Genomic DNA, 25,764 nt, shown 5'->3' on the forward strand with positions numbered 1-25,764 from the left:
ATGCTGGAAAACGTCAGCTATCGGTACAAGATTCCAGTCGCCCTGACGCTGGCAATCCTGCTTACTGAATTTGCTGTAACTGCAGTGCTCATTGCACTCGCGTTGTCCGACGCACGTCGCAACGTGGAGAGTGGCGCACGTAATCTGGCGAACGTCACGGCACTTTCCGTCCGAGACTCGATGATGCGCGACGATTTGTTCAGAGTTTTCGAGGTGATTCGCGCCCCGGTTGCCGCGAAGGAACCGGACAATCCTCTCAAGGAACTGATCGTTTTTGACTCGAGCGGACGGGTCTATGCGGCGACGGATCCGAAGTACTACGCGACGCTGTCCCAAGTTGCGACCTTGGCGCCATCGATCGGAGCGGGCGTGCGCTACGTCCGTGCGATGCCTCAATCTTTCTATTTCAGTTTTCCGAGCGTACTAGCAAGCGACAATATCGTTGCAGCGCAGGCCGTTCTTGCAGAGGATGGCAGTCCGCTGGGCGTTGTAGCGCTCACCTACGACACTAAAAAGCTTCGCGATGGAATATTGACGCTCCTCCTCCGAATGGTGGCGTTGAACGTCTTGAGTTTGGTTGTTTTGCTTCCGATTGGTTGGTGGTGGGGAAATCGCATGGCTACGCCGCTCCATCGGCTCAGCAGCGCTATGGCGCGGGTCCATAAAGACGAGCTCGAGGAATTGAAGCAAGAGGTGTCTGCGACCGGGCGCGACGAAATCGGCGCACTGTCGTCGAGCTTCCGGGAGATGCTCGATGAACTCGGGGAAAAGCGGCAACTGGAGCGTGACATGGTAGTGGCGGAAAGACTTGCTGCGGTGGGTCGGGTAGCTGCCGGCATCGCACACGAAATCAACAACCCACTCGGTGGACTCATCAACGCCGTCGACACGCTCGTTAAACACGGGGTGCCCGATGGACTTACTAGCAGAACGCTCGGCCTGCTAGAGCGCGGCTTGGCCCAGATCCGCGCGACCGTCGGCGCTCTGCTTTTGGAAGCCCGCCTCGACTCACCCGCAGTACAACCGGCCGACTGGGCTGACCTAGAGATCCTCACTCACGCGCAGCTAGCGTCGAAGCACATTGAACTGCGATGGTGTGTGCCCGAGCACGAAGTGCCACTCCCATCTCAACTCGTGCGGCAACTCGTTCTCAATCTTTTGCTCAACGCGATTAAAGCTGCCGAAGTCGGAGGCACGGTTGAATGTCTTGCAGAGCCGCGTGAGTCGGGGTTGCTGGTGAGAGTTTCGAACACGGGTGAGCATATCCCTGACGAGGTGGTGAACCACCTCTTCGAGCCGTACTCACCGAATCAAAAGAGCGTCGGGGTTCGGAGCTACGGGCTTGGCTTGTGGGTCAGTTATCAAATCGTGACGCAGTTGAACGGGACGATATCCGTGAGCAGCCAGCCTGGAGAAACGATTTTCGAAGTCGTGCTTCCAATGAGAACAGGAGACGCAGCATGAGCGACTCAAGGATATGCCTGGTCGAAGACGATCCCATCATGGGGGAGTCCATGGTGGAACGCTTTCAACTGGAGGGCTTCTGTGTCGATTGGCATACTCGCGCGGCGGCCGCGTTCGAAGCGATTACACGAATCGGCTATGCGGTTATCGTCAGTGACGTGCGATTGCCCGATTTTTCCGGCGATGACCTTTATAAGCGCCTCGCGGAAACGATGCCCAAGGTGCCGCCGTTCATCCTCGTCACGGCATACGCCTCAATCGATAGTGCTGTGTCCATGCTCAAGTTGGGCGTTGCAGATTACATCACCAAGCCATTTGACATCGGGCAACTGGTCCTGAAGATTCAGGCGCTGGCCACCGCATACATCCCGGAGCAGGCTATGCCGGCTCACAGTCCGCTTGGAGTGTCGGCTGCCATGCGCAAGCTCGCCGATGCCGTGCCGAGGGTGGCCAAGCGCGCATCGTCAATTCTGATTAGCGGCGAGTCCGGGTCGGGTAAAGAGGTTTTGGCGAGGCACATTCACAACGTGGCTGCGGGTGACAAAACCGAGCCATTTATCGCGGTCAATTGCGGCGCCGTGCCAGAAACGCTGATGGAGGCGGAGTTCTTCGGGTATGAGAGGGGCGCTTTTACGGGCGCCGAACGTCAGAAGAAGGGTTTTTTTGAGCTCGCGCATGACGGAACTCTGTTTCTTGACGAGATTGGCGACCTGCCTCTCGCGATGCAGGTCAAGCTGCTGCGGGTGCTTCAGGAGAAGCGGGTGCGTCGCGTAGGTGGCGAGCGCGACACCGAGTGCCATTTCAGATTGGTATGTGCAACGCATTTGGACCTGAAAGCATCGGTTGAGAACAAACGGTTTCGGGAGGACCTGTTCTATCGTTTGAATGTCGTGATGTTACGTGTCCCGGCTTTACGCGAGCGGACCGACGACATCTTGTGGATAGCGCGCCAGTTCCTTCAATCGTATGCTGCAACGAATGATGAGAAGCCCAAAGAGTTGCACCCGGCGACCGAAGCAGCGCTGATAGCTTTTAGATGGCCCGGCAACGTTCGTGAACTCTGCAATCGCTTGGAGCGGGCTTGTCTCCTCGCGGGAAACGTTGTTCTGATGCCTTCGGATGTCTTCGTTGAGGACGCTGCCGGCGATGAGAATAATGATAACGAGGACGTACCCACGTTGTCCGCATATATCGACAAATGCGAAACCCTGTATATCAAGAACGCGCTGGTTCAACATGAAGGCCGTATTGCTGAAACAGCTGCGGCGCTTGGCATATCACGTAAGAGTCTATGGGAGAGGATGCGCCGACACCGGATCTCGGAACCCGATTCGGAAGTGAAGTGACGCAGGAGAGAGCCTCAAGGACGAGACCGACGACGGATGTCTCGCGAAGTCAGTTGGACGCTCTGACGGGCCGAGTTTGTGGCATTCACGATGCGATGCGCCCGCCACTGGAAAAGCGTGGGGTGCCTGAGGCAAGTGACGAGGCGCAGTTAGCCGAGCGGCGGTCAAGGAGGATCCTTGCGACCGCGGAACAGCAGCCGGCTGAGCAACGTGGCGATTCCTGCGATAGAGGCTGAAATGAACGTGGAATTAGAAAACCCGGAAACGGCGAGGAAATACACGCTCACAAGTGCAAAAAGCATTTGCGCGAGCCCCAATGCCAGCCGAAATGGACCCCAAAGAAAGTTGGTCCACCAACGTTGGTTCCACATGATTTTATCCGTCGACGAACCTGGCCATCGTGTGCGCGGCGGCATATTGGCGGTTCGGCATCCTCTTGTTCAATAGGGCGGCTCTCGCGCACGTGCTTCGGTCCGCGCTTAGGCCCGTGTTCCGCTAGGGCGAAAGCCTGTTAGCGGCCTTCCATTGGGCTAAGTGGCCACGTTTGCGGTGTCAATTCAGTCATGCAATTTCCGCTGTATAGGCTCAGGGCGGCGACGTCCCGACTGCCGAAGTTATATTTGCGCCGCATGGTTTGCCGAGATAGCGGGCAATGCGAGGTTGGCGAGGCATTGTCCGCAGTCGCGGGCGGTTTCAATGGCCGTGCCGGAGAGGGGATGCGCAGGCGTCGGATTGCACAACATGCCGTGGAGGACGCGTGAAGACGAAGGCCGCCTCTCGACATAGAGGCGGCCGCTGAGATTACGATTTTCGCAGGTACCAGCCTCGGGATGAGTTCACAACTTTCACGACGACGAGCATCACCGGCACTTCGATGAGCACGCCCACGACCGTGGCGAGCGCCGCGCCCGATTTGAGCCCGAAGAGGCTGATCGCCGTCGCAACCGCCAACTCAAAGAAGTTCGACGCGCCAATGAGACAGGAGGGTGCCGCGACCTCATGCGATACGCCTAGACGGCGATTTGCAAGGTATGCAAGCGACGAGTTGACCACTACCTGAATCAGAATCGGTACCGCCAGCAGCAGGATAACCAATGGTTGCGCCACAATCTGTTCACCCTGAAACGCGAAGAGCAACACGAGAGTAAGTAGCAGTGCCGCAATCGAAAACGGGCCGATCTTTGCGAGCGCACGCTGAAACGACACTTCTCCGCCGCGCAGAAGGAGCTTCCGAAGTATCTGGGCGATGATGACGGGAATGACGATATACAGCCCCACGGACGTTAGCAGTGTGTCCCACGGCACGGTGATGTTCGATATGCCGAGCAGGAGGCCAACAACTGGCGCGAACGCAAACACCATGATCAGGTCGTTCAGGGCCACCTGCGAGAGCGTGAAGTACGGGTCACCCTTCGTCAGTTGGCTCCATACGAAGACCATTGCCGTACATGGCGCTGCGGCCAGCAAGATGAGGCCCGCCACGTAGCTGTCTAGCTGCGCCGCCGGCAACCACGCAGCAAACACGTGACGCACGAAAACCCAGGCGAGAAACGCCATCGTGAAAGGCTTGACTGCCCAATTGATAACGAGCGTTACGCCGATGCCTTTCCACTGACTGCCGACCTTGCTCAGCGAGCCGAAGTCGATGCGCAACAGCATGGGGATAATCATCACCCAGATGAGCACGCCGACAGGCAGATTCACGTGAGCGAACTCGAGCCCGGACACCGTTTGCACAACACCGGGAATTGCTTTACCCAGCAAGATGCCCATGACGATGCAAAGCGCAACCCACACGGAAAGGTAACGCTCAAAGAAACCGATTCGAGCCGGTTTTGCATCGCATGCTGCTGCCTGCATTTCGGCCATCGTTACTCTCCTTTCGCGCTCAACGTCGTACCGATGTTCTGGATCTGTTCTTGCGCTTCCAGTCGGTCGACCTTGTCGAGCGGCAGGTTCACGAACAGGTCGATGCGCTTGCGCAATTGAATAAACGCGGTCAGAAACGCTTTGCGCTTTTCCTCATCCGTACCTTGAACGGAAGACGGGTCAGGAATGCCCCAGTGCGCCTTGGCGGGATGTCCCGGCCAAATTGGACACACCTCGCCGGCCGCGTTGTCGCAGACGGTGAAAATGAAGTCGATGTGAGGAGCGCCCTCCGCTGCGAACTCGTCCCAGGTTTTGCTTCGCAGGTTATCGACGGGTATTTCGCGCGAGCGAAGAAGGTCGATCGCGAGCGGATTAGGCTGGCTGCCCGGATGGCTGCCGGCGCTATATGCCATGAACCGGTCCCCGGCGATGTCATTCAAGATGGCTTCCGCGAGGATAGACCGCGCTGAATTATGCGTACACAGAAAGAGTACGTTGTGTTTCTGGCTATCAGCCATAAGTGCTCCAGAGTGCTTAGGAGCCGCTACCGCGGCATTATGTCCACATCTCCAATATAATGGAAATGACGTTTCTTGGCAATGCTACAGGCGTGACGATGCCTCACTCCGCGCTGGCAAGGCGTGGTGTCACGAAAAATTCATCAAGACCTGCCTTGTCACATCTTTGTCACGAACTATACTCAGAATCCCGACAGTCGTAATGTATCTAGAGTTATCGAGATATCAGCAACCACTGAGGATGACCAAAATGAATAAGTTGTTCGTGCAACGTCTCGCAGGCGCTGCGCTCGCCGCCACGTTCGCTGTTGCCGCACATGCGGCAGACATAACGGGGGCCGGTTCGACGTTTGTCTATCCGATCTTGTCCAAATGGTCGTCCGACTATAACCAATCATCTGGCAACAAGGTGAACTACCAGTCGATCGGCTCGGGCGGCGGTATAGCGCAGATTAAGGCAGCGACTGTCGACTTCGGTGCGAGCGACATGCCAATGTCGGTAGCTGACCTGAAGGAGAAGGAGATGGGCCAGTTCCCCTCCGTCATCGGTGGTGTCGTGCCAGTCGTCAATATCGCGGGCGTGGCCCCAGGGAAGCTTCGCTTTACGGGTGCGCTGCTGGCCGACATCTATCTTGGAAAGATTACGAAGTGGGATGATCCGGCGATCGTGAAGGTAAATCCGGGTGTGAGCCTGCCAAGCGCAAACATCACGGTGGTTCACCGCTCGGACGGATCAGGCACGACCTTCAACTGGGTCAACTATCTGTCCAAGGTCAGTCCTGACTGGAAATCGAAGGTAGGTGAGGGTACGTCGGTTGCCTGGCCCGTGGGCGTTGGCGGCAAGGGCAACGAGGGCGTCGCTGCGTATGTGAATCGGCTCAAAAACTCGATCGGATATGTCGAGTATGCGTATGTCATTCAGAACAAGATGACGTACGCCTCGATTCAAAACAAGGCCGGAAACTTCGTTGAACCCAACGGCAAGAGCTTCCAGGCCGCAGCCGCGACTGCTGATTGGACAAACTCGACCGACTTCGATCTGGTCATGACCGACGCGAGTGGGCCGGATGCCTACCCGATCACGGCCACGACGTTCATCATCATGTACAAGCAGCCGAAAAATGCTGCGCAGTCGAAAGCAGCGATTGAGTTCTTCAAATGGGCGCTTGAGAAGGGACAGCCGCAAGCGCAGTCGCTCGACTATGTTCCGCTTCCCCCTCCGCTCGTCAAGCAAATTGAAACGTACTGGTCCACGAACTTCAAGTTCTAACTGCTAGTGAACTCAGCCAGCGCCGGCGGCACGCTCGGCGCTGGCCGTCAAGGATGAGTCATGCCCCCGACTGCTGAAGAGTTAGCAAACGACGTCCCTCGCCAGCGTCGCGCCGGCGACATGCTCGGCACCGAATTAACCTTCCGCACCCGCGTGCGCCGTCTGCCCGACGAACTGGCGGACCGCTTGTTCCGCTATACCGCTGCTGCAGCAGCCATCTTCGTCCTGATTCTATTGGCAGGGATCGCCGTCTCGATGTTATGGGGCGGACGCTTGGCTTTCCAAACATTCGGTTGGCACTTCCTCGTGAGTACCGACTGGGACGCCGTAGCGCACAAATTCGGCGCGCTCATTCCCATTTACGGGACGCTGGTCAGCTCCTTCCTCGCGCTCCTCATTGCGGTGCCGATCAGCTTTGGTATCGCGATCTTTATCACCGAGATCGCGCCGACCTGGATGAAAAATCCAATCAGCACGGCGATTGAACTACTCGCCGCTATCCCCAGCATCATCTACGGGATGTGGGGCCTATTTGTGTTCGCGCCCGTCCTGGCCGACCATGTGGAGCCTTGGCTCATTGATCACCTCGGTAACAAGTGGCTCATCGGTCCACTTTTCTCGGGCGCGCCCATCGGCCTCGGCATGCTTCCGGCCGGCATCATCCTAGGCATCATGATCATTCCGTTTATCAGTGCTGTGATGCGCGACGTGTTCTCGGCGACACCCCAGGTACTGAAAGAGTCGGCCTTTGCCCTTGGTTCGACGCGCTGGGAAGTCATGCGCAAGGTGATTCTGCCGTACACGCGCTCGGCAGTTATCGGCGCCATATTTCTCGGGTTGGGGCGCGCGCTGGGTGAAACGATGGCGGTCACGTTCGTCTTGGGTAATGCGCACGATCTCAGCGTGTCCTTGCTGAATCCGAGCAACTCAATCGCAGCAACGCTTGCCAACGAATTTACGGAAGCCGACTCTCCGATCTACTTGTCGTCCCTCATCGCGTTGGGCTTCGTCCTCTTCGTTGTGACCTTTATCGTGCTCGCGTTCGCGAAATTGCTGTTGATGAGATTGAACCGAATGGAAGGAGCGAAATGATGCAAGGCTTCGACATGAGAAAACTCCGCCGGCGGCGATTCACCAACAATGTGGTGTTCCTGTTATCGGTCGGCTCGACGCTCTTTGGTCTTTTCTTCCTCGCCTGGATCCTTGTCACGACGGTCATCAATGGTGCCGCTGCCTTGCGGCCGAGTTTGGTGACGCAAATGACACCGCCTCCCGGCCAAGATGGGGGCCTACTCAACGCGCTGTATGGCAGTTTCACCATGATTGGCATCGCCACCGTCATCGGGGTGCCGCTTGGATTGATGGCCGGTACCTACTTAGCGGAATACGCGCGCGGAACCCGCCTCGGCGCGGTCATCCGTTTCGTGAACGACATTTTGCTGAGCGCGCCGTCGATTGTCATTGGTCTGTTCACGTACGAGATCATCGTCAGGCAGGTCGGGCATTTCTCGGGATGGGCAGGTGCGGTGGCGCTTGCGATCATCATGCTCCCGGTCGTCATTCGGACCACCGACGAGATGCTTCAGTTGATACCGGACAGCATGCGCGAGGCGGCACTATCACTCGGCATCCCTCGCTGGAAAATCAGTTCGCGCATATTGTTGAAAGCAGCGAGTTCGGGCGTTGTCACCGGTGTTCTGCTCGCGGTGGCACGCATCAGCGGTGAGACGGCGCCGCTTCTGTTCACGGCGCTCAACAACCAGTATTGGACGACCACGCCGAACGGTCCGATGGCCAATATCCCGGTGGTCATATTCCAGTATGCGATGAGCCCGTACGACAGTTGGCACGCTCTAGCTTGGGCAGGGGCCTTCTTGATGACGATTTTCGTTCTTGCGCTGGCAATCCTGTCGCGCACCTTCTTCGGCCGCGCTCATGCCCCCCGTTAAGATGCCATCAGCCCGTACAAACACCACGCGCATTCGCGTACGTAACCTCGACTTTCACTACGGCCACCGTCAGGCGCTGTTCGACGTGAACGTCGACTTTCCCGACAGAGAGGTCACCGCGATCATTGGAGCATCCGGTTGCGGGAAGTCAACCTTGCTGCGAGTGCTGAACCGGATGTACTCGATCTATCCTGGACAGGCTGCTAAAGGTGCGGTCGAACTGGACGGCCAGAACATCCTTGACCCCAGCTTCAAACTGAGTGCGCTTCGTCTGAAGGTCGGCATGGTGTTCCAAAAGCCGACGCCTTTCACGATGTCCATCTACGAAAATATCGCCCTGGCGATCCGCCATCACGAGTCGCTCAACCACTCGGAGATGGACGAGCGGGTGGAGTTCGCTTTGCGGCAAGGTGCGCTCTGGGACGAAGTGAAGGATAAGCTCGACCAAAGTGCCCTCGCTCTATCGGGCGGTCAGCAGCAACGCCTGTGCATCGCCCGCGCCATCGCGGTTGATCCTGAGGTCCTTCTCTTGGATGAGCCGACCTCGGCATTGGACCCGATCGCCACGGGCCGCATCGAGGAGTTGCTGGAGACTCTGAAACGAAATTACACGGTCGTCATGGTCACACACAACATGAAGCAGGCCGCTCGGGTGTCAAAAAATACGGCGTTTATGCACTTGGGCAAGCTCGTCGAATTTGGAACGACCGAGCAAATATTCAGTAAACCACGCGAGAAGCTTACCGAGGGCTACGTCCGAGGTCTCTATGGTTGAGCTTGCTCCCAAGCCAGACATTGATGCAGAGCTGGCCACGAAGATAGAAGTTAAAAATCTGAACTTCTTCTACGGCAAATTTCATGCGCTCAAGGACATCAATCTTTCTATTCCCGAGAAGCGCGTGACCGCGTTCATCGGTCCGTCGGGATGTGGAAAGTCGACGCTTCTTAGGACATTCAACAAGATATATGTCCTTTACCCAGAGCAGCGGGCTGAAGGCGAAATTCGGATAGACGGTGCGAACGTGCTTACCTCGAAAGAGGACGTAACGTTTCATCGGGCCAACGTCGGAATGGTATTTCAGAAGCCCACCCCGTTCGCGATGTCAATCTACGAAAACGTTGCCTTCGGACCGAGGGCATTCGAGTCCATTTCCAAGTCAGATCTGGACGAGCGTGTCGAGTGGGCATTGACCCGAGCCGCCTTGTGGAAGGAGGTGAAAGACAAAGTTCACATGAGTGGGTACGGCTTGTCCGGTGGCCAGCAGCAACGATTGTGTATCGCGCGCGCCATTGCCATGCGTCCTGACGTGCTGTTGATGGACGAACCATGTTCGGCACTGGATCCGATATCGACTGCGGGTATCGAAGAACTGGTGCTCGAGTTGAAGGATGATCATACGGTGGTCATCGTCACGCACAACCTGCAGCAGGCCGCACGGTGCTCGGATTACACCGCATACATGTACATGGGTGAGCTCGTCGAGTTCGGGCTGACACAGAAAATCTTTAAGAAGCCAGAGCAACGTGCGACCGAAGACTACATCACCGGCCGCTTCGGCTAAGGAGTCACCATGACGGATAAACATTTGTCGAGCCAGTTCGATGCCGATCTAAATCAGGTGTCCAGCAAATTGCTCGCTATGGGGGGGCTGGTTGAGTCGCAAATCGACTGCGCCATGCGGGCATTAAACGACTTTGATCTCGATCTGGTGGAGAGGATCATGGAAGACGAGCGGCGACTGAACACAATGGAAGTTGACATTGACGAGGAGATCAACAATATCATTGCCCGTCGTCAGCCAGCCGCGAGAGACCTGCGTCTTTTAATGGCCGTTTCAAAGACGATCACAAATCTCGAACGCGCCGGCGACGAGGCGAGGAAAATCGCCAAACGAACCCGACGTATCTCGAGTGAGCCAGCGGCCCGCTCGATAAACATAGCCGAAATCAAACAATCTGGTGACATGGCAATTTCCGTTCTTCACCGTGCGCTTGACGCGTTTGCTCGTCTGGACACCGTGGCGGCAGCCCACATCATCCGCGAGGACGACGCGATCGATGAGCAATTCAAAGCGTTCGTGAGGAAACTGATTACCTACATGATGGAAGACCCGCGTGTGATTTCGGTCGCACTTGACTATCTATTTATCGCGAAGGCAATTGAGCGGATTGGTGACCACGCGACGAACATCGCGGAATTCATCATCTATGTCGTCAAAGGCACCGACGTACGCCATGTGTCGCGTGAGCAGCTGGAGCGCGAAGCGTTGGGCTAAGGATAAGGGGAAAGGTAGTGCCCGCAACCATACTTTTCGTTGAAGATGAACCGGCGATCGCCGAAATACTTTCGGTTAATGCCCGACATGCGGGCTATCTTCCGCTCGCGGCGTTCACTGTGGCCAAAGCCAACGAGATAATCTCCGACGTGCTTCCAGACATCATTGTTCTGGACTGGATGCTACCGGACCAATCAGGTCTGACGTTCTTGAAAGATCTCCGGAGCGATCCTCGAACACGCGATCTACCGGTGATTATGCTCACTGCCCGTGGCGAGGAATACCACCGCCTGGAAGGTCTTGAAGCGGGCGCCGACGACTACATATCGAAGCCGTTTTCGCCGAAAGAACTGTTGGCGCGGATCAAGGCAGTTTTACGAAGAAGGGCGCCGCAACTGACCGACGATCCGGTCATCATGAACGGGATTAGATTGGACCCGGCCACGCGTAGGGTCTTCGGGATGGTAGATGGCATTGAGGTTCCGCTGCGCCTTGGCCCAACGGAGTTCAAGCTACTGCATTTTTTCCTGACTCATCCTGAACGGGTTCACTCGCGGACCTTTGTGCTCGACCAGGTTTGGGGCGACCACGTGTTCATCGAAGAACGCACGGTCGATGTGCACGTAAAGCGCTTAAGATCCGCGCTTCGGCCAGCGCACGGCGAAGGGATGATCGAGACCGTCCGCGGATCCGGATATCGGCTGTCAACCGCGCACCCGACGGTCGCGAGTGTTGCAAAAGCGGCTTAAACAAAAGTGTCATGCAATTGACATCTCGATAGCTGTAGAATCGTTGGTTGAATTCTGACGAGTCAACGGCATGATGAAGGAAAAAGACGCAATCAAAGCACTATCGGCGCTCGCGCAATCCACGCGCCTGGGGATTTTTCGCCTGTTGGTTACCGCAGGTCCGGATGGGGTGAGCGTGGGGGTCATTCAAGAGCAGTTGGAACTGGCCAGCGCGACGCTTTCGTTCCACCTGAAAGAGCTCACGCATGCGGGCTTGGTGAGTTCCCGCCAAGAGGGCCGTTTTGTCTACTATGCCCCAGAGATCAATCACGTGAACGACCTGATCGGCTTTCTAACCGAGAACTGCTGTGAGGGAGTGGACTCAGCAAATTGCACGCCTCGCAAAAAGGTGAAGTGCAAGCCGGTGACCGCCTGAACGGTTTCGCGAACGCGCTTGTGCTGCGGCTGCGTTGATCGCGGGGTTCACCGATAGCCGCTGAAGGAAAACAGACCCTACGCTACCGCATCCTTGGCTGCGCAGCCCAGTCCTTCTGCTGCGCAACAGTTTTCCATCAGGAAGTCGATAAGCGCCTGCATGTGTCCATACTGCGCGCGGTACATCACGAATCGCCCCTGCGCGGTGCCCTCGATCAAGCCAGAATGGGCCAATTCCTTCAGATGGAAAGACAGGGTAGGCGCGGCTAACCCCAAGCTTTCTGAAATTGCTCCCGCGCTCATCCCTTCGGGCCCTGCGGTGACCAGCAATCGGAACGTGGCCAATCTCGTTTCCTGCGCAAGCGCCGCAAGCGCCTTCACCGCCAGCTTGCTGTCCATAGCGTTCATGACGCTCACTCCCTTTGGTCCGTGATTGCCATCTCCTCAGCGCCCGCCAATGCCGCGAGGTCCGTGCGGGGATCTATGGGACGACCTTCGTCGACCCGTTCACTGTATCGATCAACAAGGTAATCCGCCTTCCCGCGCAAGAGGAGCGTGAATTTCACCAACTCCTCCATGACGTCAACGATGCGGTCGTAGTAGGCCGACGGCTTCATTCGTCCGTGCTCGTCAAATTCCTCATACGCCTTTGCCACTGACGACTGGTTGGGGATGGTGAACATGCGCATCCATCGCCCCAACTGGCGAAGCTGATTTACCGAGTTGAAGCTTTGTGAACCGCCGCTCACTTGCATGACAGCGAGTGTGCGCCCTTGAGTGGGGCGGACGCCGCCCATCGCTAACGGCAGATGGTCAATTTGGGTCTTGATGATGCCGGAGATGGTGCCGTGCCGCTCGGGGCTGCACCAGACCTGGCCTTCTGACCAGATTGAGAGGTTCCGAAGCTCCTTCACCTTGGGGTGCTCGTTGCAGTCCACATCATCAGGGAAAGGTAACCCGCGCGGGTCGTAGATTCGGGTTTCAGCACCGAAGAACTCAAGCAGGCGCGCGGCTTCCTCCACAGCGAGACGCGAGAACGAGCGCTCACGCAGCGACCCATAGAGCAGCAAGATTTTCGGCGGTGACGCGTCCGGCATGCCCAGGCGTTTGGCAATGTTGCCGTCCAGGAAGTCAGGCTTTGCAGCAGGCATTGAATTATCAGTGATGCGCGATTTAGATGACATAGCGATGTATCCAGGCGAAAATTTCATATTTCCAATTATATGGAAATGTAGTAATTTAGCAAGTGCGGGGCGGACCCTTTCGGCGTCCGACAGACCGTGCACCTTGGCGTGAGAAGGATCTGGGAGCGAACCATGACAAATGATAGAGAGACCGTCTGTCAATTATTGCCGAGTTCCGGTGATATTGAATGCAAGTCGATGCGGGCGTTCGTTGCGGTTCGACTCAACCCGTCCTCGAGTGCCGCGAACGAAGGCTCGGTTGTGGGTCGTGGCCTTCTCGCCGGCCGCTCTGCGTCTAGTCGAGGGACTGGCGATTTCCGCGCCTTCGCAACAGCATTATCGCGCTCGCTCGGTCATACAGCGGGAAGGTCGGTCGACTCGTTACTCATCACGACGGGCGTCGGTCGGCTTGAGCTCCTGCGCTTTGTAAGGGGTGGTGCGGCGAGCGCAGCAGTGCTTTTGCTCGACGCATCCGTCTTGTTCCGATTTCCTCCCTGTGATTGGCAGACCGCATTCTTGCGAACCCGCAATCAGCTTGCTGAGGAGGGCGTCACATTTTATGTGACGCTGGTCAATCGCAAGTCGTTTCTTCGCGTGAATATGCTAGCGGCCGCTCGCGGTCTTTATAAGCTTAACGAACTCACTTCTTTCTGCACTCGCGAAGGAATCGGCCTGCTGTCCGCCGGTCACTTAGCTGGGCCCGCTGAAAGCGACGCCTTTGATGCACCGCTACGCGAGGAGCGCCTCGCCGAGGTCATCGCGAGCGACTTGATGTCTCCCCGTTTTTTTTGCTGCAACGCCTTCCGGATCGCCCCTACGAACGCGGGAACTGACGTAACGGGGGCTGGCCCGAAGTGAATACTTTGTCGAATCGTTGGGGCAGGTACGCCGAGCACGAAAATGTTGCCACGTGGGCACTCGCGATTGCTCAACTCGTTTCCTGGGGCTCCGTGTATTACGGCTTTTCGCTATTCGTCGTGCCGATGGAGCACACGATGGGTTGGAGTCGTACGTGGACCAATGGCGCACTCTCAGTCGGGCTGCTTGTCTCGGGCCTGGCAGCCTACCCGATCGGGGCCTGGATCGACCGAGGTCACGGACGATTTGTGATGGTTGCCGGTTCGATCCTCGCTACCGCGATGTTATTGCTCTGGTCACAAGCGCAGAGTCTAGCCTGCCTTTTCGTCGTCTGGATCGGTCTGGGTGTCGCGATGGCCGCAATACTGTACGACCCGGTGTTCGCGGTAGTAACGCGAGACTACCCGACAACGTTTCGCACCAAGATCACACTGATCACGCTCGTTGCCGGTTTCGCGAGCACGCTCTTCATTCCGCTGACACAAGGTCTTGTGAGTTGGCTCAGCTGGCGGCACGCCCTCATCGCGCTGGCAGCAATCAACCTGGTGGTTTGTCTGCCTATCCACCTCACCGCAGTCAAGGGAAACCCCGGCCAAGCGCGCAGTACCGCCGAGAAAGCGCGCCTTAAATCAGAGGCGCAGGCCTCGACCGCTCGGGCCTTGCACACGCCCACGTTTTGGGGCTTGAGCGTGTGCTTCACTGCGTACTACGCCGCGTTCGCAGCCTTGACCTTTCATTTAGTCCCGCTTTTGGTTGAACGGCATGCCGGCTCTGGTTTGATCTTGGCGACCATGGCAGTCATCGGACCGGCCCAGGTCGCCGCGCGCGCGTTGTGGTTTGCAGTTGGCCGCAATGTACGTCCAGCGCTTATCGGCATTATCGTTACGATTTCTTTTCCCGTCTCGGTCGTTGTTCTTTTATGCGCGGGAGCGTCGCCTGGCCTCCTGATGCTGTTTGCCCTTATTTACGGAGGCGCCAATGGGATGATGACGATCCTGCGCGGAACGATCGTGCAGGATGTCATGTGGACCGAAGGTTACGGCGCGGTCAGCGGCCTATTGTCGACACCATCCAATATCGCGAAAGGGGTCGCGCCCATTTCGGCTGCCGCGTTGTGGACTATCCATCAGAACTACTCTCTCGCCGGAACGGTGATCCTTGTCGTATCGTGTATCTCGGCTTTCGCATTTGTGATCGCAATGTGGCTGTCACGCGACGGCCGAGCGACACGGAAACGCGCTTGAGAAACGACGAGGAGTTGCGACGGTGAGTGTCGCCGGACTTCACGGGCTCCGAGTGCGACGGTGATATCGACGTCGCTGCTTCCGATAAAGAAAAGGTAAGGGGCATTCGGATTACTTCCTGACCCGAGAAGTTCGCAGCTGCGAATGACGTCGATCGAGTGCGCACGCTCAACCAATATTTTGTGCCACCGCAAGGTACAAGCGGCCATCGAAGCGTGTCTGAATTAGGACAAGATCACGACTCCCACATGATGTATGCCCACGACTGCCCTCACTTCGTTGCAGTCTCGTACCCATCGGTCAGCGTGTTGAGAAACGCGACAACATCTTTGATCTCTGCCTCATCCAGCGCCGGTTTTTCCCCGCGCTTCCGATCAAATGGAGCGTCGGTGTTCAGGTTCGCCCAGTAGCGCTTCGGTAGGTCGTCAAATTTCTGGACACCGGCCCTCGAGACCGGATAGAACTTTTCTGGGTTCGTATCTCGCTGGACGTAGAAGCGGACGACATCCTCGAGCGAGTGATAGATCCCATTGTGAAAAAACGTCTTGCGCAGCGCGACGTTGCGTAGCGACGGCGTGCGGAAGATACCGCAATATGCCGCACGTCCTTTCAAATCAGTGCGCTCCGGACCGCAGGCACCCAGATCATAAAAGTGCGGATCTTTATTGACGGGCAATGCTCGGTTTCGCGGCACACCGATTGCAATGAGCCCAAAGTCAGTGAATCGTGGGGGAGTCCCATCCTTCGCACGCTGACTGATGTGACAGGATGCACAGTTGCCCTTGCGCTCATCGTTGAAAAGGTCGAGACCGTGCAGCTCTGCAGCGTTTAACGTTGCCTTGCCTGCAAGATAGGCATCGAACTTACTTGTGTACGGATAGAACTTTGCAGGCACTTGCTCGAATGTCTCGAGTGCCTTGAGGACTGCTGCAAACGCCTTGTCATCATTGTTGAAGATGTCAGGGCCAAACGCCAGCTTGAATTCACCGGCATACGGAGCGGCCTTTACGGCAGACACCACCTTCGCCGGCGTGCTACCCATCTCGAATGAGGACAACAAAGGTATGCGCGCTTGATCCGAACCCTGATCGACGCGGCCATCCCACGTCAGTCCTCCGGTCGGTCCTGCATCGACACTCTCATCTCCTTCGTCGTCCGAGTCGTGAAAGTGTTCAGTGAACTGAGGCACACCCTGCAAGTACGTCAACGAAGGGGCGGCCCGAAAACCTGAGCGATGCATATCGTTACCGCCGAGTTGTACGGATAGCGAATTAGGTGGGCCGAATGCATGAGACGGGCTATGACATGACGCGCACGAAAGCGAGCCGGAGCCAGACAGTGAGGGATCCAGAAAAATCTTTTCGCCGACTGAGGTCATCACTTTGACGGCCGCGAACACCTGGGCTCTCGATTGCCCACCCGCTAGTGCGGTATTTACCTTTGTCGGCTCGGCTGCGTCTTTCTGGGTCTCTGCATGAGAGTCGCAACCACCGAGCAAAGCGATGTACATGAACGCGCAGGCTGCGCCGAATGCAATCGATTTGAGAGCAGGGACTGCTGCAAGCGAAAAGCGCTGCGTAAAAAACATGGCGAGCTCGCATCAAGAAAGCCGCAGCGTATGTCTCGCAGATGTCTTTTCTGTGACGATTCGGCGTCCAGAAAATCTTTCTCGTAGCTTTCGCTTACGTAAGTAATCCGGCTCTTTTCTGTCAACGTAGTTTGCGAGACTTACGGCGCCCGACGATTTGGCGCTGTGCGATACCTGCGACGCGCCGGCCCCTCACCCAAGAGAAAATCCATGAACAAGAAACTCGTGTGTGCCATCCCGCTTGCAGCTTTAACCGCCTTCGGCTTATACGCGTGCGGCGGCCACGACAGCAATCACGCAGACCTTTCGTCCGTGCAAAATATCGTAGTGATCTACGCTGAGAACCGCAGCTTCGATAACCTATATGGCACCTTTCCGGGTGCGAACGGCATCCAGAATGCTACAACGGTCAACACGCAACAGCTCGACCGCGATGGTAGCGTGCTGCCCACTCTGCCAGCCGTTTGGGGCGGTTTGACAGCCACAGGCGTGACGCCGGCAATCACCCAAGCGATGACTGTCAATCTGCCAAATACCCCGTTCGCTATCGATGATCCGGCCGGATTCAATACCGCGTTATCGGTTACCACGCGGGATCTGTACCACCGGTTCTATGAAAATCAAATGCAGATCGACGGCGGGAAGAACGACAAGTTCGCCGCGTGGGCTGACTCGGGCGGTCTCGTCATGGGTCACTACAACACAAACGCAGACAAGCTTCCGCTTTACAAAATCGCTCAGCAATACACGCTCGCCGACAACTTTTTCATGAGTGCTTTTGGGGGCTCGTTTCTCAACCATCAGTGGCTCGCGTGCGCATGCACGCCGACGTATCCGAACGCCGACAAAAGCCCGGCCGCGAGTTCCGTATCGGCTGTGAACAGCGACGGAGTCTCGTTGCAAGTCGCGGCTAACTCGCCTTCGTCTGCTTTGACTGGCATTCCAAAGTTCGTCAATTCGGGTAACCTTTCGCCCGACTTTTTCGCAATTAACACCATGCAACCGCCGTACCAGCCAAGCGGCAATCCTCCCGCTGCCGGCGGTGACCCGACCCTCGCTGACCCCAGCGTTGCGACGACGCTGCCCCCGCAAACACAGCAACACATCGGCGACCTCTTAAACAACGCCGGCGTCTCTTGGGCGTGGTACGGGGGGTCGTGGGCAGCGGCATTGGCTGACCGGACAAAGATCAACGGCGCGGTGAATGTGGTGCCTGATTTCCAGACCCACCACCAACCGTTCAATTATTTTGCGGACTTGGCGCCTGGCACGGCCAACCGCGCCCAACATTTGCTCGACGGTGGAACGGACGGCGCCGAATTTATTAAGGCGATTGACGCAGGTACTTTGCCGCAAGTCGCCTTCTATAAACCTCAGGGAAATTTGAATGAACACGCGGGCTACACGGATGTGGCGTCGGGCGATGCGCATATCGCCAACGTCATTCAACACCTTCAGGCGAGCCCGCAGTGGAAGAATATGGTCGTCGTGGTGACCTACGACGAGAATGGCGGCTTCTGGGATCACGTCGCACCGCCCAAGGGTGATCGTTGGGGCCCAGGGACCCGTATCCCGGCACTCGTCATCTCGCCGTACGCGAAGAAGGGTTTTGTCGACCACACGCAATACGATACGACGTCGATCCTCAAGTTCATCACGCATCGGTTCTCTCTGCCGTCTCTTGCTGGGCTGACGACACGTGACGCCGCGCTCGTGGCGAACGGTGGCAAGCCGATGGGGGATCTTACGAACGCGCTGGACTTTTCACAGTAGAAACGGAAGCTCAAGATAGAACTCGGCGGTGACCTCGGCACGTTCGGGATCACCGCACGTTTGTATAGTCGAGACAGTTCTTCTCATGGTGGCGAAAAGGTTAGGTTGACTGAAATGTTCGTTCACGCATCAACTGACTGACACCTTACATCGCTAGAATCGGTGTGCTTGTTCGGGTCTTCCGGATGCGGAGTCTATCGCGTGAATAGGTCGTGATTCGTACGCTCGTCAGTATGCGGTTTAGCTTACATCGGTAACGCAATCGCAACGATCACAGAGGGAGCACGGTATGCATGACGTGACAGATGCGGAAAAATCGGGACGTGCGCGCGTGAAGTCAGTTCAGGACTACATCGACGAGCGACCGATGTGGCCTGACGGAACGCATCTTCCGTCAGCACCAATGACATCAATGCAATGGCGCATCTGGGCTCTCGCTGCGGCTGGAAAGTTCTTCGAGGGCTTCGTCGTGTTCATGACCGGTGTAGCGTTGCCGCTCATCTCCCGGGAGTTCGGCATCAGCGCTGCACAGGACGGCTTTATCAGCGCGGCAAGCCTCATGGGTATCCTCGTTGGGGCCGTGGGGCTGGGCGGCATGTCCGATTTCTTCGGACGAAAGCGCATGTTCATCGTCGAGATGATCATCTTCGTCGCGTTTCTGGTGCTACTAATTTTTTGCACCAACTTTATATCGCTTGTGGTTTGTCTTTTCGGCTTGGGTGTCGCGCTTGGCTGCGACTATCCGACCGCACACATGATCATCTCAGAGAGTATTCCGAGCACGAGCCGAGGCAAGCTTGTCTTGGGTGCGTTCGGGTTTCAAGCGTTGGGGGCACTCGGTGGAACAGCGGTCGGCCTTCTGGTTCTGTCCCTGGTCCCGAATCTGGATTCTTGGCGGTGGATGTATGGCACCGCGATCATTCCGGCGCTAGCCGTCACGATCGGGCGTTTCTTCATCACCGAGAGCCCAAACTGGCTCCACGTTCGGGGCGCGACCGATCGAGCGGAAGAAGCGGCGAGAAGACTACTTGTACGCAAGCCGCAGTATCCGACGAGCATCGCCTTGTCGCGTGATGTCATGCTCGGCGGCGCAGGGCATGGAGGCAAAGAGAGTTTTATTGCGTTGTTCAGAAAACGCAACCTGCGCGCGACGATCTTGGCCTCCGTACCGTGGTTCTTGCAGGATCTCGGGACCTACGGCATCGGCATCTTCACGCCTACGATTCTCGCGGCGGCTTTCGGCAACAAGCCTGATCATGTCCGTAGCATCAGCGACCTGATCCTCAATGGCATTCTGGCAGCCAAAGGTTCCGCGCTGATCACGACCCTGCTGATCGTCGGCATCCTCTTCGCGGTCGTGCTCGCGGACAGGGTGGGGCGAATATGGCTGCAGGTCATCGGGTTTATCGGTTGCGCAGCTGGGCTACTGATCGCCTCCTTCTCCGACGGCTTTGAAGGCTCAACGAAGACAGCGGTGATCTTCGCCGGTTTCATGCTCTTCAACTTCATGACCAATCTCGGCCCCAACGCGCAAACCTATCTGCTGGCGGGGGAGGTCTTCCCTACAGCAATCCGTGGCACGGGCGCGGGTTTTGCGGCGGCCGTCGGCAAGATCGGCGCAGTCGCAACCGCCTTTCTATTTCCCATTCTGCTCACTGGTATCGGCACGGGCCCGCTTCTCTACATTCTGGTTGCCACATCGCTGCTCGGAGCGGTGATTACTTGGATGTACCGCATCGAGACGGCTGGCGTCAACCTCGATGAAATCGGGCGCTAATGGCGTCGAGCCTGAGCAGTTTGCCTGGCGAACAATTGATTTCCAGCTGCGAGACGGAGAGACGTGCATGACGAATCCTCACAATGACCCGGTACCCTCGTTGAAGCGTCGATGGCTCGTTGTCGCGTCGCTGTGCACGTCCGCGGTCGCTTTGATGCTGAGCGCGTCGGTGCGCGCGGACGATATTACTCTGACCGAAACCGGTTCGACCTTGCTATATCCATTGTTTAACACATGGGTTGCCGCATACACCAAGTCTCACCCGGGCGTTCAAATCACAACGGCTTCGACCGGCTCAGAAGCCGGAATCGGGGAGGCGATCGCCGGCAAGGTCAGGATCGGCGCCTCGGACGCATACATGTCCGACTCCGATGCTCGGCAACACCCGCAAATCATCACCGTTGCCCTCGCAATTGCCGCTCAGACGATCAACTACAACTTGCCCGGCCTCAACGCGACGTCAATTAAGCTTGACGGTCCGGTGCTCGCCGCAGTCTACGCTGGAGCAATCGTTGAATGGGATGCGCCGCAGATCGCAGCGCTCAATCCCGGCGTCGCGTTGCCTCATCACCCAATTGTTCCTATCCACCGAGCTGACGGCTCCGGCGATACATTCGTTTTCACCCAGTTCTTATCGTTTTCGACTCCGTCCTGGGAAGGCGACCGCGGCTATGGCACCACGATCAAATGGCCTTCCGCGCCGAACAGTGCATCAGCAGTTGGCAACACGGGGATGGTGCAGTCGATCCAAGCAACGCCCTATTCGATCGGCTATGTGGGCATCAGCTTCGCCGATAGCATAGCGGGCGCAAAGCTGGGCACCGCGGCACTCAAAAACGGCGCAGGTGAATTCGTCCTGCCAAGCAAGGACACCATCTCTGCCGGAGCCGCCTCGCTCGGCCCGCGTACGCCCGGTGACGAGCGCCTGAGTCTGGTGTTCGCTCCGGCGAGCGGCTCGTACCCGATGGTCAACTATGAATATGCAGTTGTCTCGACGCAGCAGCCCGACGCAAAAACGGCCGCGGCGATCCGCAGGTTCCTCCTTTGGTCGATTGTGCCGTCCGAGACCAAAGAAGCGTATCTGGACACGGTACATTTCATTCCACTGCCGCCGCACACTTGGGAACTGAGTCAAGCACAGATCCAGTCGATCAAGTAGCCGGATTGCCGCCTCGAGCTTGACTCACGGTGACGATGTTTAGCCGAGCGTCACACGCGGCCGAACGGTGCAGTTTCGGGAGCAACCGAAGCCGACCAACCTTTTAACGCCGATAAACGTCTGCTCAGACTCCGCTATGCCCACGACAAAACACGCAAAAGTGCTAATTCTCGGTTCCGGCCCCGCCGGCTACACCGCCGCTGTCTACGCGGCGCGTGCCAACCTGTCGCCATTGCTGATCACGGGCATCGCGCAGGGCGGTCAGCTCATGACCACCACCGACGTCGAAAACTGGCCCGGCGACCCATTGGGCGTGCAAGGTCCGGAACTGATGCAGCGTTTGCTGGAGCACGCCGAGCGCTTCAACACTGAAATTGTCTTCGATCACATCCACACCGCCAAGCTGACCGAACGGCCTATCCGCCTGATCGGTGACTCGGGTGAGTACACCTGCGACTCGCTGATCATTGCGACGGGTGCATCGGCGCAATATCTGGGCGTGCCGTCGGAAGAAGCGTTCATGGGCAAGGGCGTGTCCGCTTGCGCGACGTGCGATGGTTTCTTCTACAAGAACGGCGAAGTTGCGGTGATCGGCGGCGGCAACACGGCCGTGGAAGAAGCGCTGTACCTAGCGGGTATCGCGAAGAAGGTGACAGTAGTGCATCGGCGCGACAAGTTCCGCGCTGAGCCAATCCTGATCGATCGCTTGCTCGCGAAGGAAAAGGAAGGCCTGGTCGATATCAAGTGGAACCATGTACTCGACGAAGTCACGGGTGACGCTTCCGGCGTGACCGGCTTGCGCATCAAATGCACCGACACCGGCGCGACCAGCGACGTGCCGCTGCAAGGCGTGTTCGTTGCAATCGGCCACAAGCCGAATACGGACCTGTTTGCCGGCCAGCTCGAGATGAAAAACGGCTACATCATCACGACCGGCGGGCTGCAAGGCAACGCAACGAGCACCAGCATTCCGGGCGTGTTCGCCGCCGGCGACGTGCAGGATCACATCTATCGCCAGGCTGTCACCAGCGCCGGCACGGGCTGTATGGCCGCACTCGATGCTCAGCGTTATCTTGAAAGCATCAACGAAAATCCCGCTGTGCACTCGATGAGCGCCGAAGCGGGGAGAAACGGTGCGTGACAGTGTGAAAGCGGCGACTCGGTGGCGTGCAAACCGGTCGCAGCCTAACTCTATTGTTCCGGTTTTGCGGGGGGCATCGGCCGGCGTTTATTCTCGCGGAAGCGACTGCGTATGGACAATCACGCTGTCTTCTTCGCAGAGAATAACGCCATAGCCGGGGTTCTCATCCACGGGGATCAGCTTTTCCTCGTGCATTTTCAGCGCAAAACCTAGATGAGGCGTAGTCATGACGACAAACGGCGTTCCCTTCCAAATTCCTGAGATGCTTCGATGCAGGTGTCCGCAGAGAAGAAGGGGTTCGCGGTACCGATAGCGCTCCAGGATAGCCGCGAATTCGGTATCGCCCGCAGAAAGTCGTGCCTTGTCGAGTGCCGGGATGCCGACGCTCGCCGGTGGATGATGCATGAAAAGCAGCGCCCGGTGATTCGTTGCAGCCAGCGACTTTTCTAGCCAGGCTAGCCGTTGGGGACAAAGCTCGCCGAAATGCTTGCCGTCCGCAAGGGTATCGAGATAGATCAGTTCGAAACCGTCCAACAATTCCGCGTCCTGCACAAATCCATCGCGAAGCTTCACGTCGGGAAACGCCGCTGTTAACGCAGCACGGTCGTCGTGATTACCAACCAATAGGCGCACTGGTATGTTGATGTCAGCGAGTAGACTGGCCAACAAAGAGTAGGCTTCTGAATTCCGGATCTGTATAAGGTCGCCGGAGATAATTAGCCGCGCAGCATCCGAATGATTGACGATCATGTGGTCGATGCATCGACGCAGCCGTCCTTCTGGGTCAACACCACTTTTATGGGACGCGCCCGCGCTCATCAAATGCAGATCTGTGATCCAGAGAAGCTTCATGTAATGGCTCCGTAAGTGATCCGCGCCTGTCCTAACCGACCGACATTCATGGGGGTGGGCGAACATTAAGTTGCGAGCCACCTCGATTTTACCGACCAATGTGATGTTTCGCTCGGTCCTGGCACCGATGCGTCTCTGGGCGTCTGATCGGCCCCGGGCTCTAACCGCAGTAGCCGACCTTTTGCTCAGTCTCTGCAGGGGCGGAATGGCGGCGGCACGGCACGCTGAGTCCGCGCCGACTGCGGCGCACTCCGGATAACGGATTACCGCAGGATCAGTTCGCCGCATCGAATCTCGTACTCGAACGGCTAACCGTTTCGTCCAGTGTGTTCGGGCGATAGCCCATTCGAAGTGCTCGGGAGGTCAACGAGGATAGTGGGTCGACGCAAGAATGCAATCAGACGTATCGTGTGCGGCTTCTGTTATCTGCGCGAACAGCCTCTTCAGTTCCGTGCACGCAACGTCCTTTTCGGTGTGAGACATCCCAGCCGTGGCCCTGGAGAGCTCTAGCGCACGCTCTAGGAGTATTTCCAAACGTGCGGCGGCCGGGCCGAATCCGCTAGTAATCTTCGACAGGTCAGAAGTCACTGCACACCTCGCGTACTCGCATCGAACATTATTCTTGGGGCGGCTTGCATCGGAATGCCACCTACACACTACGTCTGAGCGCATTGCTTTAGCCACCAGGCCTGCACGAAAAGCTGTCGGGGGAACCCGAGTAGCTCGAGTGTTTAAGCATTAGAACGCCCACGCATGAACGGAACGACGCTGCCTGATGATGGTGTGCGTCGCAAAGGAACTCGACGGCCATAATTATCACCCTTATATGCATAACATATCTAGTATCATAGAGATAATATTTGCCTACCGGAGGTGATCAAGATGAACAAGCAGTTCGTGCAACGCCTAGCGGGTGCTGTCGTGGCTGCAACGTTCGGTGCCGCTGTCTATGCGGCAGATATCACGGGGGCCGGTTCCACGTTCGTGTATCCCGTTCTCTGGAAATGGGCTGCGGACTACAACCACGCGTCGGGTAACAAGGTCAATTACGAATCCATTGGTTCCGGCGCCGGTATTGCTCAAATCAAGGCCGCGACAGTAGATTTCGGCGCGACAGACATGCCGATGTCCAGTAAAGACCTGAAGGCAAAGGCACTGGGGCAGTTCCCGTCGGTCATCGGCGGGGTCGTGCCGGTCGTCAATATAGACGGCGTTACGCCGGGCAATATACGCTTCACCGGGCCGGTTCTTGCCGACATCTACCTGGGCAAAATCAAGACGTGGAGCGACCCGGCCATCACCAAAATCAACCCGGGTCTAAAGTTGCCAAATGCGAACATCACGGTGGTGCATCGCTCGGATGGTTCGGGTACGACGTTCAATTGGGTCAACTACCTCTCGAAGGTCAGTCCGGAATGGAAGAACAAGGTCGGTGACGGCATATCTGTCGCATGGCCGACGGGTGTAGGTGGAAACGGCAATGAAGGTGTCGCGGCTTATGTGGACCACGTCAAGAATTCCATCGGTTTTGTCGAGTACGCGTACGTCCTGCAGAACAAAATGACGTACGGCTCCGTTCAGAACAAGGCCGGCAACTTCATTGAACCGAGCGCAAAGTCATTCCAGGCGGCTGCCGCGACCATTGATTGGACAAAGGCGCAAGACTTTGACCTTGTGATGACCGATGCAACCGGCCCAGAAGCCTATCCGGTGACTGCCGCGACTTTCGTCGTCATGTACAAGCAGCCAAAGAACGCTGCGCAATCGAAGGCGACCATCGACTTCTTCAAGTGGGCACTGGAAAAGGGTCAACAGCAGGCCCAGTCGCTCGGCTACGTTCCGTTGCCGGATGCGCTCGTCAAGCAAATCGAGCTCTATTGGTCCACCAACTTCAAGTTCTGATATTTCGGTAACCCATGGCAACACGGAACCGACAGGTTGGCGATGCGATTCGAGAAAAGGCGATGTCTAACACTGCTGAAGAGGTTCGATCTGCTTCTCGTCAACACGACTATTCCGTTCATCATCGCCGTTGCGTCTTTCTAGCGGCACATCGCGCTGCCGTTGCCAAGCGATAGACATATCAAATAGAACAGGGGGCAAGACATGAAAGCTGTCAGGCCACATAGGCAACTGGAGAGCGAGGACAAGCGGGAGTGGAGCCTTACGTCCCCTGAAACCGGGCCAGTTCCTACCTTCCGTGATAAGCATTATCTCGTCTGGGGGATTCTCCGGCTGACCCTTGGCGTTATTCAGATGGCGTTCGCCGTTGCGGCGATGCTTCGCCTGATTTATTTCTGGGTATCGCGAGATGCCCTCATTTGTGCGGGGGT

23 protein-coding genes are annotated in these 25,764 nt (G+C 57.1%); 17 read left to right on the plus strand and 6 right to left on the minus strand.

The window, feature by feature from the left end; all coding sequences use genetic code 11:
• Together ACSQ83_RS26205 and ACSQ83_RS26210 are read left to right on the plus strand one after the other, a co-directional pair.
• Positions 1 to 1,464, plus strand: coding sequence for an ATP-binding protein (locus ACSQ83_RS26205; RefSeq protein ID WP_436230138.1), 1,464 nt, complete (start codon positions 1 to 3; stop codon positions 1,462 to 1,464).
• Positions 1,461 to 2,810 (plus strand): sigma-54-dependent transcriptional regulator, encoded by a 1,350-nt coding sequence (locus ACSQ83_RS26210; RefSeq protein WP_436230139.1) that lies wholly within the window; start codon positions 1,461 to 1,463, stop codon positions 2,808 to 2,810. Before ACSQ83_RS26205 ends, ACSQ83_RS26210 begins: the two co-directional genes overlap by 4 nt.
• A gap of 801 nt (positions 2,811 to 3,611) precedes the next feature.
• Here the strand turns inward: ACSQ83_RS26210 and arsB are convergent.
• The gene (arsB, locus tag ACSQ83_RS26215; RefSeq protein WP_436230140.1) at positions 3,612 to 4,679 is read right to left on the minus strand and encodes an ACR3 family arsenite efflux transporter; all 1,068 of its coding nucleotides are present in this window, start codon (positions 4,677 to 4,679) and stop codon (positions 3,612 to 3,614) included.
• A gap of 2 nt (positions 4,680 to 4,681) precedes the next feature.
• The gene (locus ACSQ83_RS26220; RefSeq protein ID WP_436230141.1) at positions 4,682 to 5,197 is read right to left on the minus strand and encodes an arsenate reductase ArsC; all 516 of its coding nucleotides are present in this window, start codon (positions 5,195 to 5,197) and stop codon (positions 4,682 to 4,684) included.
• A gap of 250 nt (positions 5,198 to 5,447) precedes the next feature.
• Here ACSQ83_RS26220 and pstS (ACSQ83_RS26225) point away from each other — a divergent pair, with 250 nt between their 5' ends.
• The 8 genes from pstS (ACSQ83_RS26225) to ACSQ83_RS26260 all read left to right on the plus strand — a co-directional run bounded on the left by pstS (ACSQ83_RS26225) (position 5,448) and on the right by ACSQ83_RS26260 (position 11,856).
• Entirely contained in the window at positions 5,448 to 6,467 is a 1,020-nt protein-coding gene (pstS, locus tag ACSQ83_RS26225; protein ID WP_436230142.1) for a phosphate ABC transporter substrate-binding protein PstS, read from the plus strand.
• Positions 6,468 to 6,527: 60 nt separating this feature from the next.
• The gene (gene pstC / locus ACSQ83_RS26230; protein WP_436230143.1) at positions 6,528 to 7,559 is read left to right on the plus strand and encodes a phosphate ABC transporter permease subunit PstC; all 1,032 of its coding nucleotides are present in this window, start codon (positions 6,528 to 6,530) and stop codon (positions 7,557 to 7,559) included.
• Positions 7,556 to 8,416 (plus strand): phosphate ABC transporter permease PstA, encoded by an 861-nt coding sequence (gene pstA / locus ACSQ83_RS26235; RefSeq protein ID WP_436230144.1) that lies wholly within the window; start codon positions 7,556 to 7,558, stop codon positions 8,414 to 8,416. Before pstC ends, pstA begins: the two co-directional genes overlap by 4 nt.
• On the plus strand, positions 8,403 to 9,191 hold the full coding sequence (pstB, locus tag ACSQ83_RS26240; protein WP_436230145.1) for a phosphate ABC transporter ATP-binding protein PstB: 789 nt from the start codon (positions 8,403 to 8,405) through the stop codon (positions 9,189 to 9,191). Before pstA ends, pstB (ACSQ83_RS26240) begins: the two co-directional genes overlap by 14 nt.
• Entirely contained in the window at positions 9,184 to 9,978 is a 795-nt protein-coding gene (gene pstB, locus ACSQ83_RS26245) for a phosphate ABC transporter ATP-binding protein PstB (protein ID WP_436230146.1), read from the plus strand. Before pstB (ACSQ83_RS26240) ends, pstB (ACSQ83_RS26245) begins: the two co-directional genes overlap by 8 nt.
• A gap of 9 nt (positions 9,979 to 9,987) precedes the next feature.
• Positions 9,988 to 10,692, plus strand: coding sequence for a phosphate signaling complex protein PhoU (phoU, locus tag ACSQ83_RS26250; RefSeq protein WP_436230147.1), 705 nt, complete (start codon positions 9,988 to 9,990; stop codon positions 10,690 to 10,692).
• 17 nt (positions 10,693 to 10,709) lie between these two features.
• Positions 10,710 to 11,441 carry a phosphate regulon transcriptional regulator PhoB gene (phoB, locus tag ACSQ83_RS26255; RefSeq protein ID WP_436230148.1) on the plus strand — a complete coding sequence of 244 codons (732 nt, stop codon included), beginning with the start codon at positions 10,710 to 10,712 and terminating at the stop codon, positions 11,439 to 11,441.
• Positions 11,442 to 11,511: 70 nt separating this feature from the next.
• Positions 11,512 to 11,856: an ArsR/SmtB family transcription factor gene (locus tag ACSQ83_RS26260; protein WP_436230149.1), complete on the plus strand. Its 345-nt coding sequence runs from the start codon at positions 11,512 to 11,514 to the stop codon at positions 11,854 to 11,856.
• Between the two features lie 77 nt (positions 11,857 to 11,933).
• On the opposite strand, the gene ACSQ83_RS26265 is transcribed toward ACSQ83_RS26260, so the two are convergent.
• Positions 11,934 to 12,263, minus strand: a complete 330-nt coding sequence (locus ACSQ83_RS26265) for an ArsR/SmtB family transcription factor (RefSeq protein ID WP_436230150.1) — start codon at positions 12,261 to 12,263, stop codon at positions 11,934 to 11,936.
• A 5-nt stretch (positions 12,264 to 12,268) separates the two neighbouring features.
• A complete protein-coding gene (gene arsH / locus ACSQ83_RS26270) occupies positions 12,269 to 13,039 on the minus strand; it encodes an arsenical resistance protein ArsH (protein ID WP_436230151.1) in 771 nt (256 codons plus the stop codon).
• Positions 13,040 to 13,171: 132 nt separating this feature from the next.
• On the opposite strand from arsH, the gene ACSQ83_RS26275 reads away from it, so the two are divergent.
• Complete coding sequence (locus tag ACSQ83_RS26275) at positions 13,172 to 13,897, plus strand: hypothetical protein (protein ID WP_436230152.1); 726 nt, start codon at positions 13,172 to 13,174, stop codon at positions 13,895 to 13,897.
• A gap of 92 nt (positions 13,898 to 13,989) precedes the next feature.
• The gene (locus ACSQ83_RS26280) at positions 13,990 to 15,141 is read left to right on the plus strand and encodes an MFS transporter (protein ID WP_436230153.1); all 1,152 of its coding nucleotides are present in this window, start codon (positions 13,990 to 13,992) and stop codon (positions 15,139 to 15,141) included.
• A 271-nt stretch (positions 15,142 to 15,412) separates the two neighbouring features.
• On the opposite strand, the gene ACSQ83_RS26285 is transcribed toward ACSQ83_RS26280, so the two are convergent.
• Positions 15,413 to 16,729 (minus strand): cytochrome-c peroxidase, encoded by a 1,317-nt coding sequence (locus tag ACSQ83_RS26285; RefSeq protein ID WP_436230154.1) that lies wholly within the window; start codon positions 16,727 to 16,729, stop codon positions 15,413 to 15,415.
• A 210-nt stretch (positions 16,730 to 16,939) separates the two neighbouring features.
• On the opposite strand from ACSQ83_RS26285, the gene ACSQ83_RS26290 reads away from it, so the two are divergent.
• The 4 genes from ACSQ83_RS26290 to trxB all read left to right on the plus strand — a co-directional run bounded on the left by ACSQ83_RS26290 (position 16,940) and on the right by trxB (position 22,579).
• Complete coding sequence (locus tag ACSQ83_RS26290; protein WP_436230155.1) at positions 16,940 to 18,502, plus strand: acid phosphatase; 1,563 nt, start codon at positions 16,940 to 16,942, stop codon at positions 18,500 to 18,502.
• 289 nt (positions 18,503 to 18,791) lie between these two features.
• Positions 18,792 to 20,279 carry an MFS transporter gene (locus tag ACSQ83_RS26295; protein WP_436230156.1) on the plus strand — a complete coding sequence of 496 codons (1,488 nt, stop codon included), beginning with the start codon at positions 18,792 to 18,794 and terminating at the stop codon, positions 20,277 to 20,279.
• A gap of 67 nt (positions 20,280 to 20,346) precedes the next feature.
• Positions 20,347 to 21,438 (plus strand): phosphate ABC transporter substrate-binding protein PstS, encoded by a 1,092-nt coding sequence (pstS, locus tag ACSQ83_RS26300; RefSeq protein ID WP_436230157.1) that lies wholly within the window; start codon positions 20,347 to 20,349, stop codon positions 21,436 to 21,438.
• A gap of 136 nt (positions 21,439 to 21,574) precedes the next feature.
• Positions 21,575 to 22,579 carry a thioredoxin-disulfide reductase gene (gene trxB, locus ACSQ83_RS26305; RefSeq protein WP_436230158.1) on the plus strand — a complete coding sequence of 335 codons (1,005 nt, stop codon included), beginning with the start codon at positions 21,575 to 21,577 and terminating at the stop codon, positions 22,577 to 22,579.
• Positions 22,580 to 22,666: 87 nt separating this feature from the next.
• Here the strand turns inward: trxB and ACSQ83_RS26310 are convergent, their stop codons facing one another.
• Positions 22,667 to 23,431 (minus strand): metallophosphoesterase, encoded by a 765-nt coding sequence (locus ACSQ83_RS26310; protein ID WP_436230159.1) that lies wholly within the window; start codon positions 23,429 to 23,431, stop codon positions 22,667 to 22,669.
• Between the two features lie 882 nt (positions 23,432 to 24,313).
• Here ACSQ83_RS26310 and pstS (ACSQ83_RS26315) point away from each other — a divergent pair.
• Complete coding sequence (pstS, locus tag ACSQ83_RS26315; RefSeq protein WP_436230160.1) at positions 24,314 to 25,333, plus strand: phosphate ABC transporter substrate-binding protein PstS; 1,020 nt, start codon at positions 24,314 to 24,316, stop codon at positions 25,331 to 25,333.
• Positions 25,334 to 25,764 lie beyond the last annotated feature (431 nt).

Origin of the sequence: Caballeronia sp. LjRoot29 (assembly GCF_964252755.1) — a bacterium.
Taxonomy (GTDB): domain Bacteria; phylum Pseudomonadota; class Gammaproteobacteria; order Burkholderiales; family Burkholderiaceae; genus Caballeronia.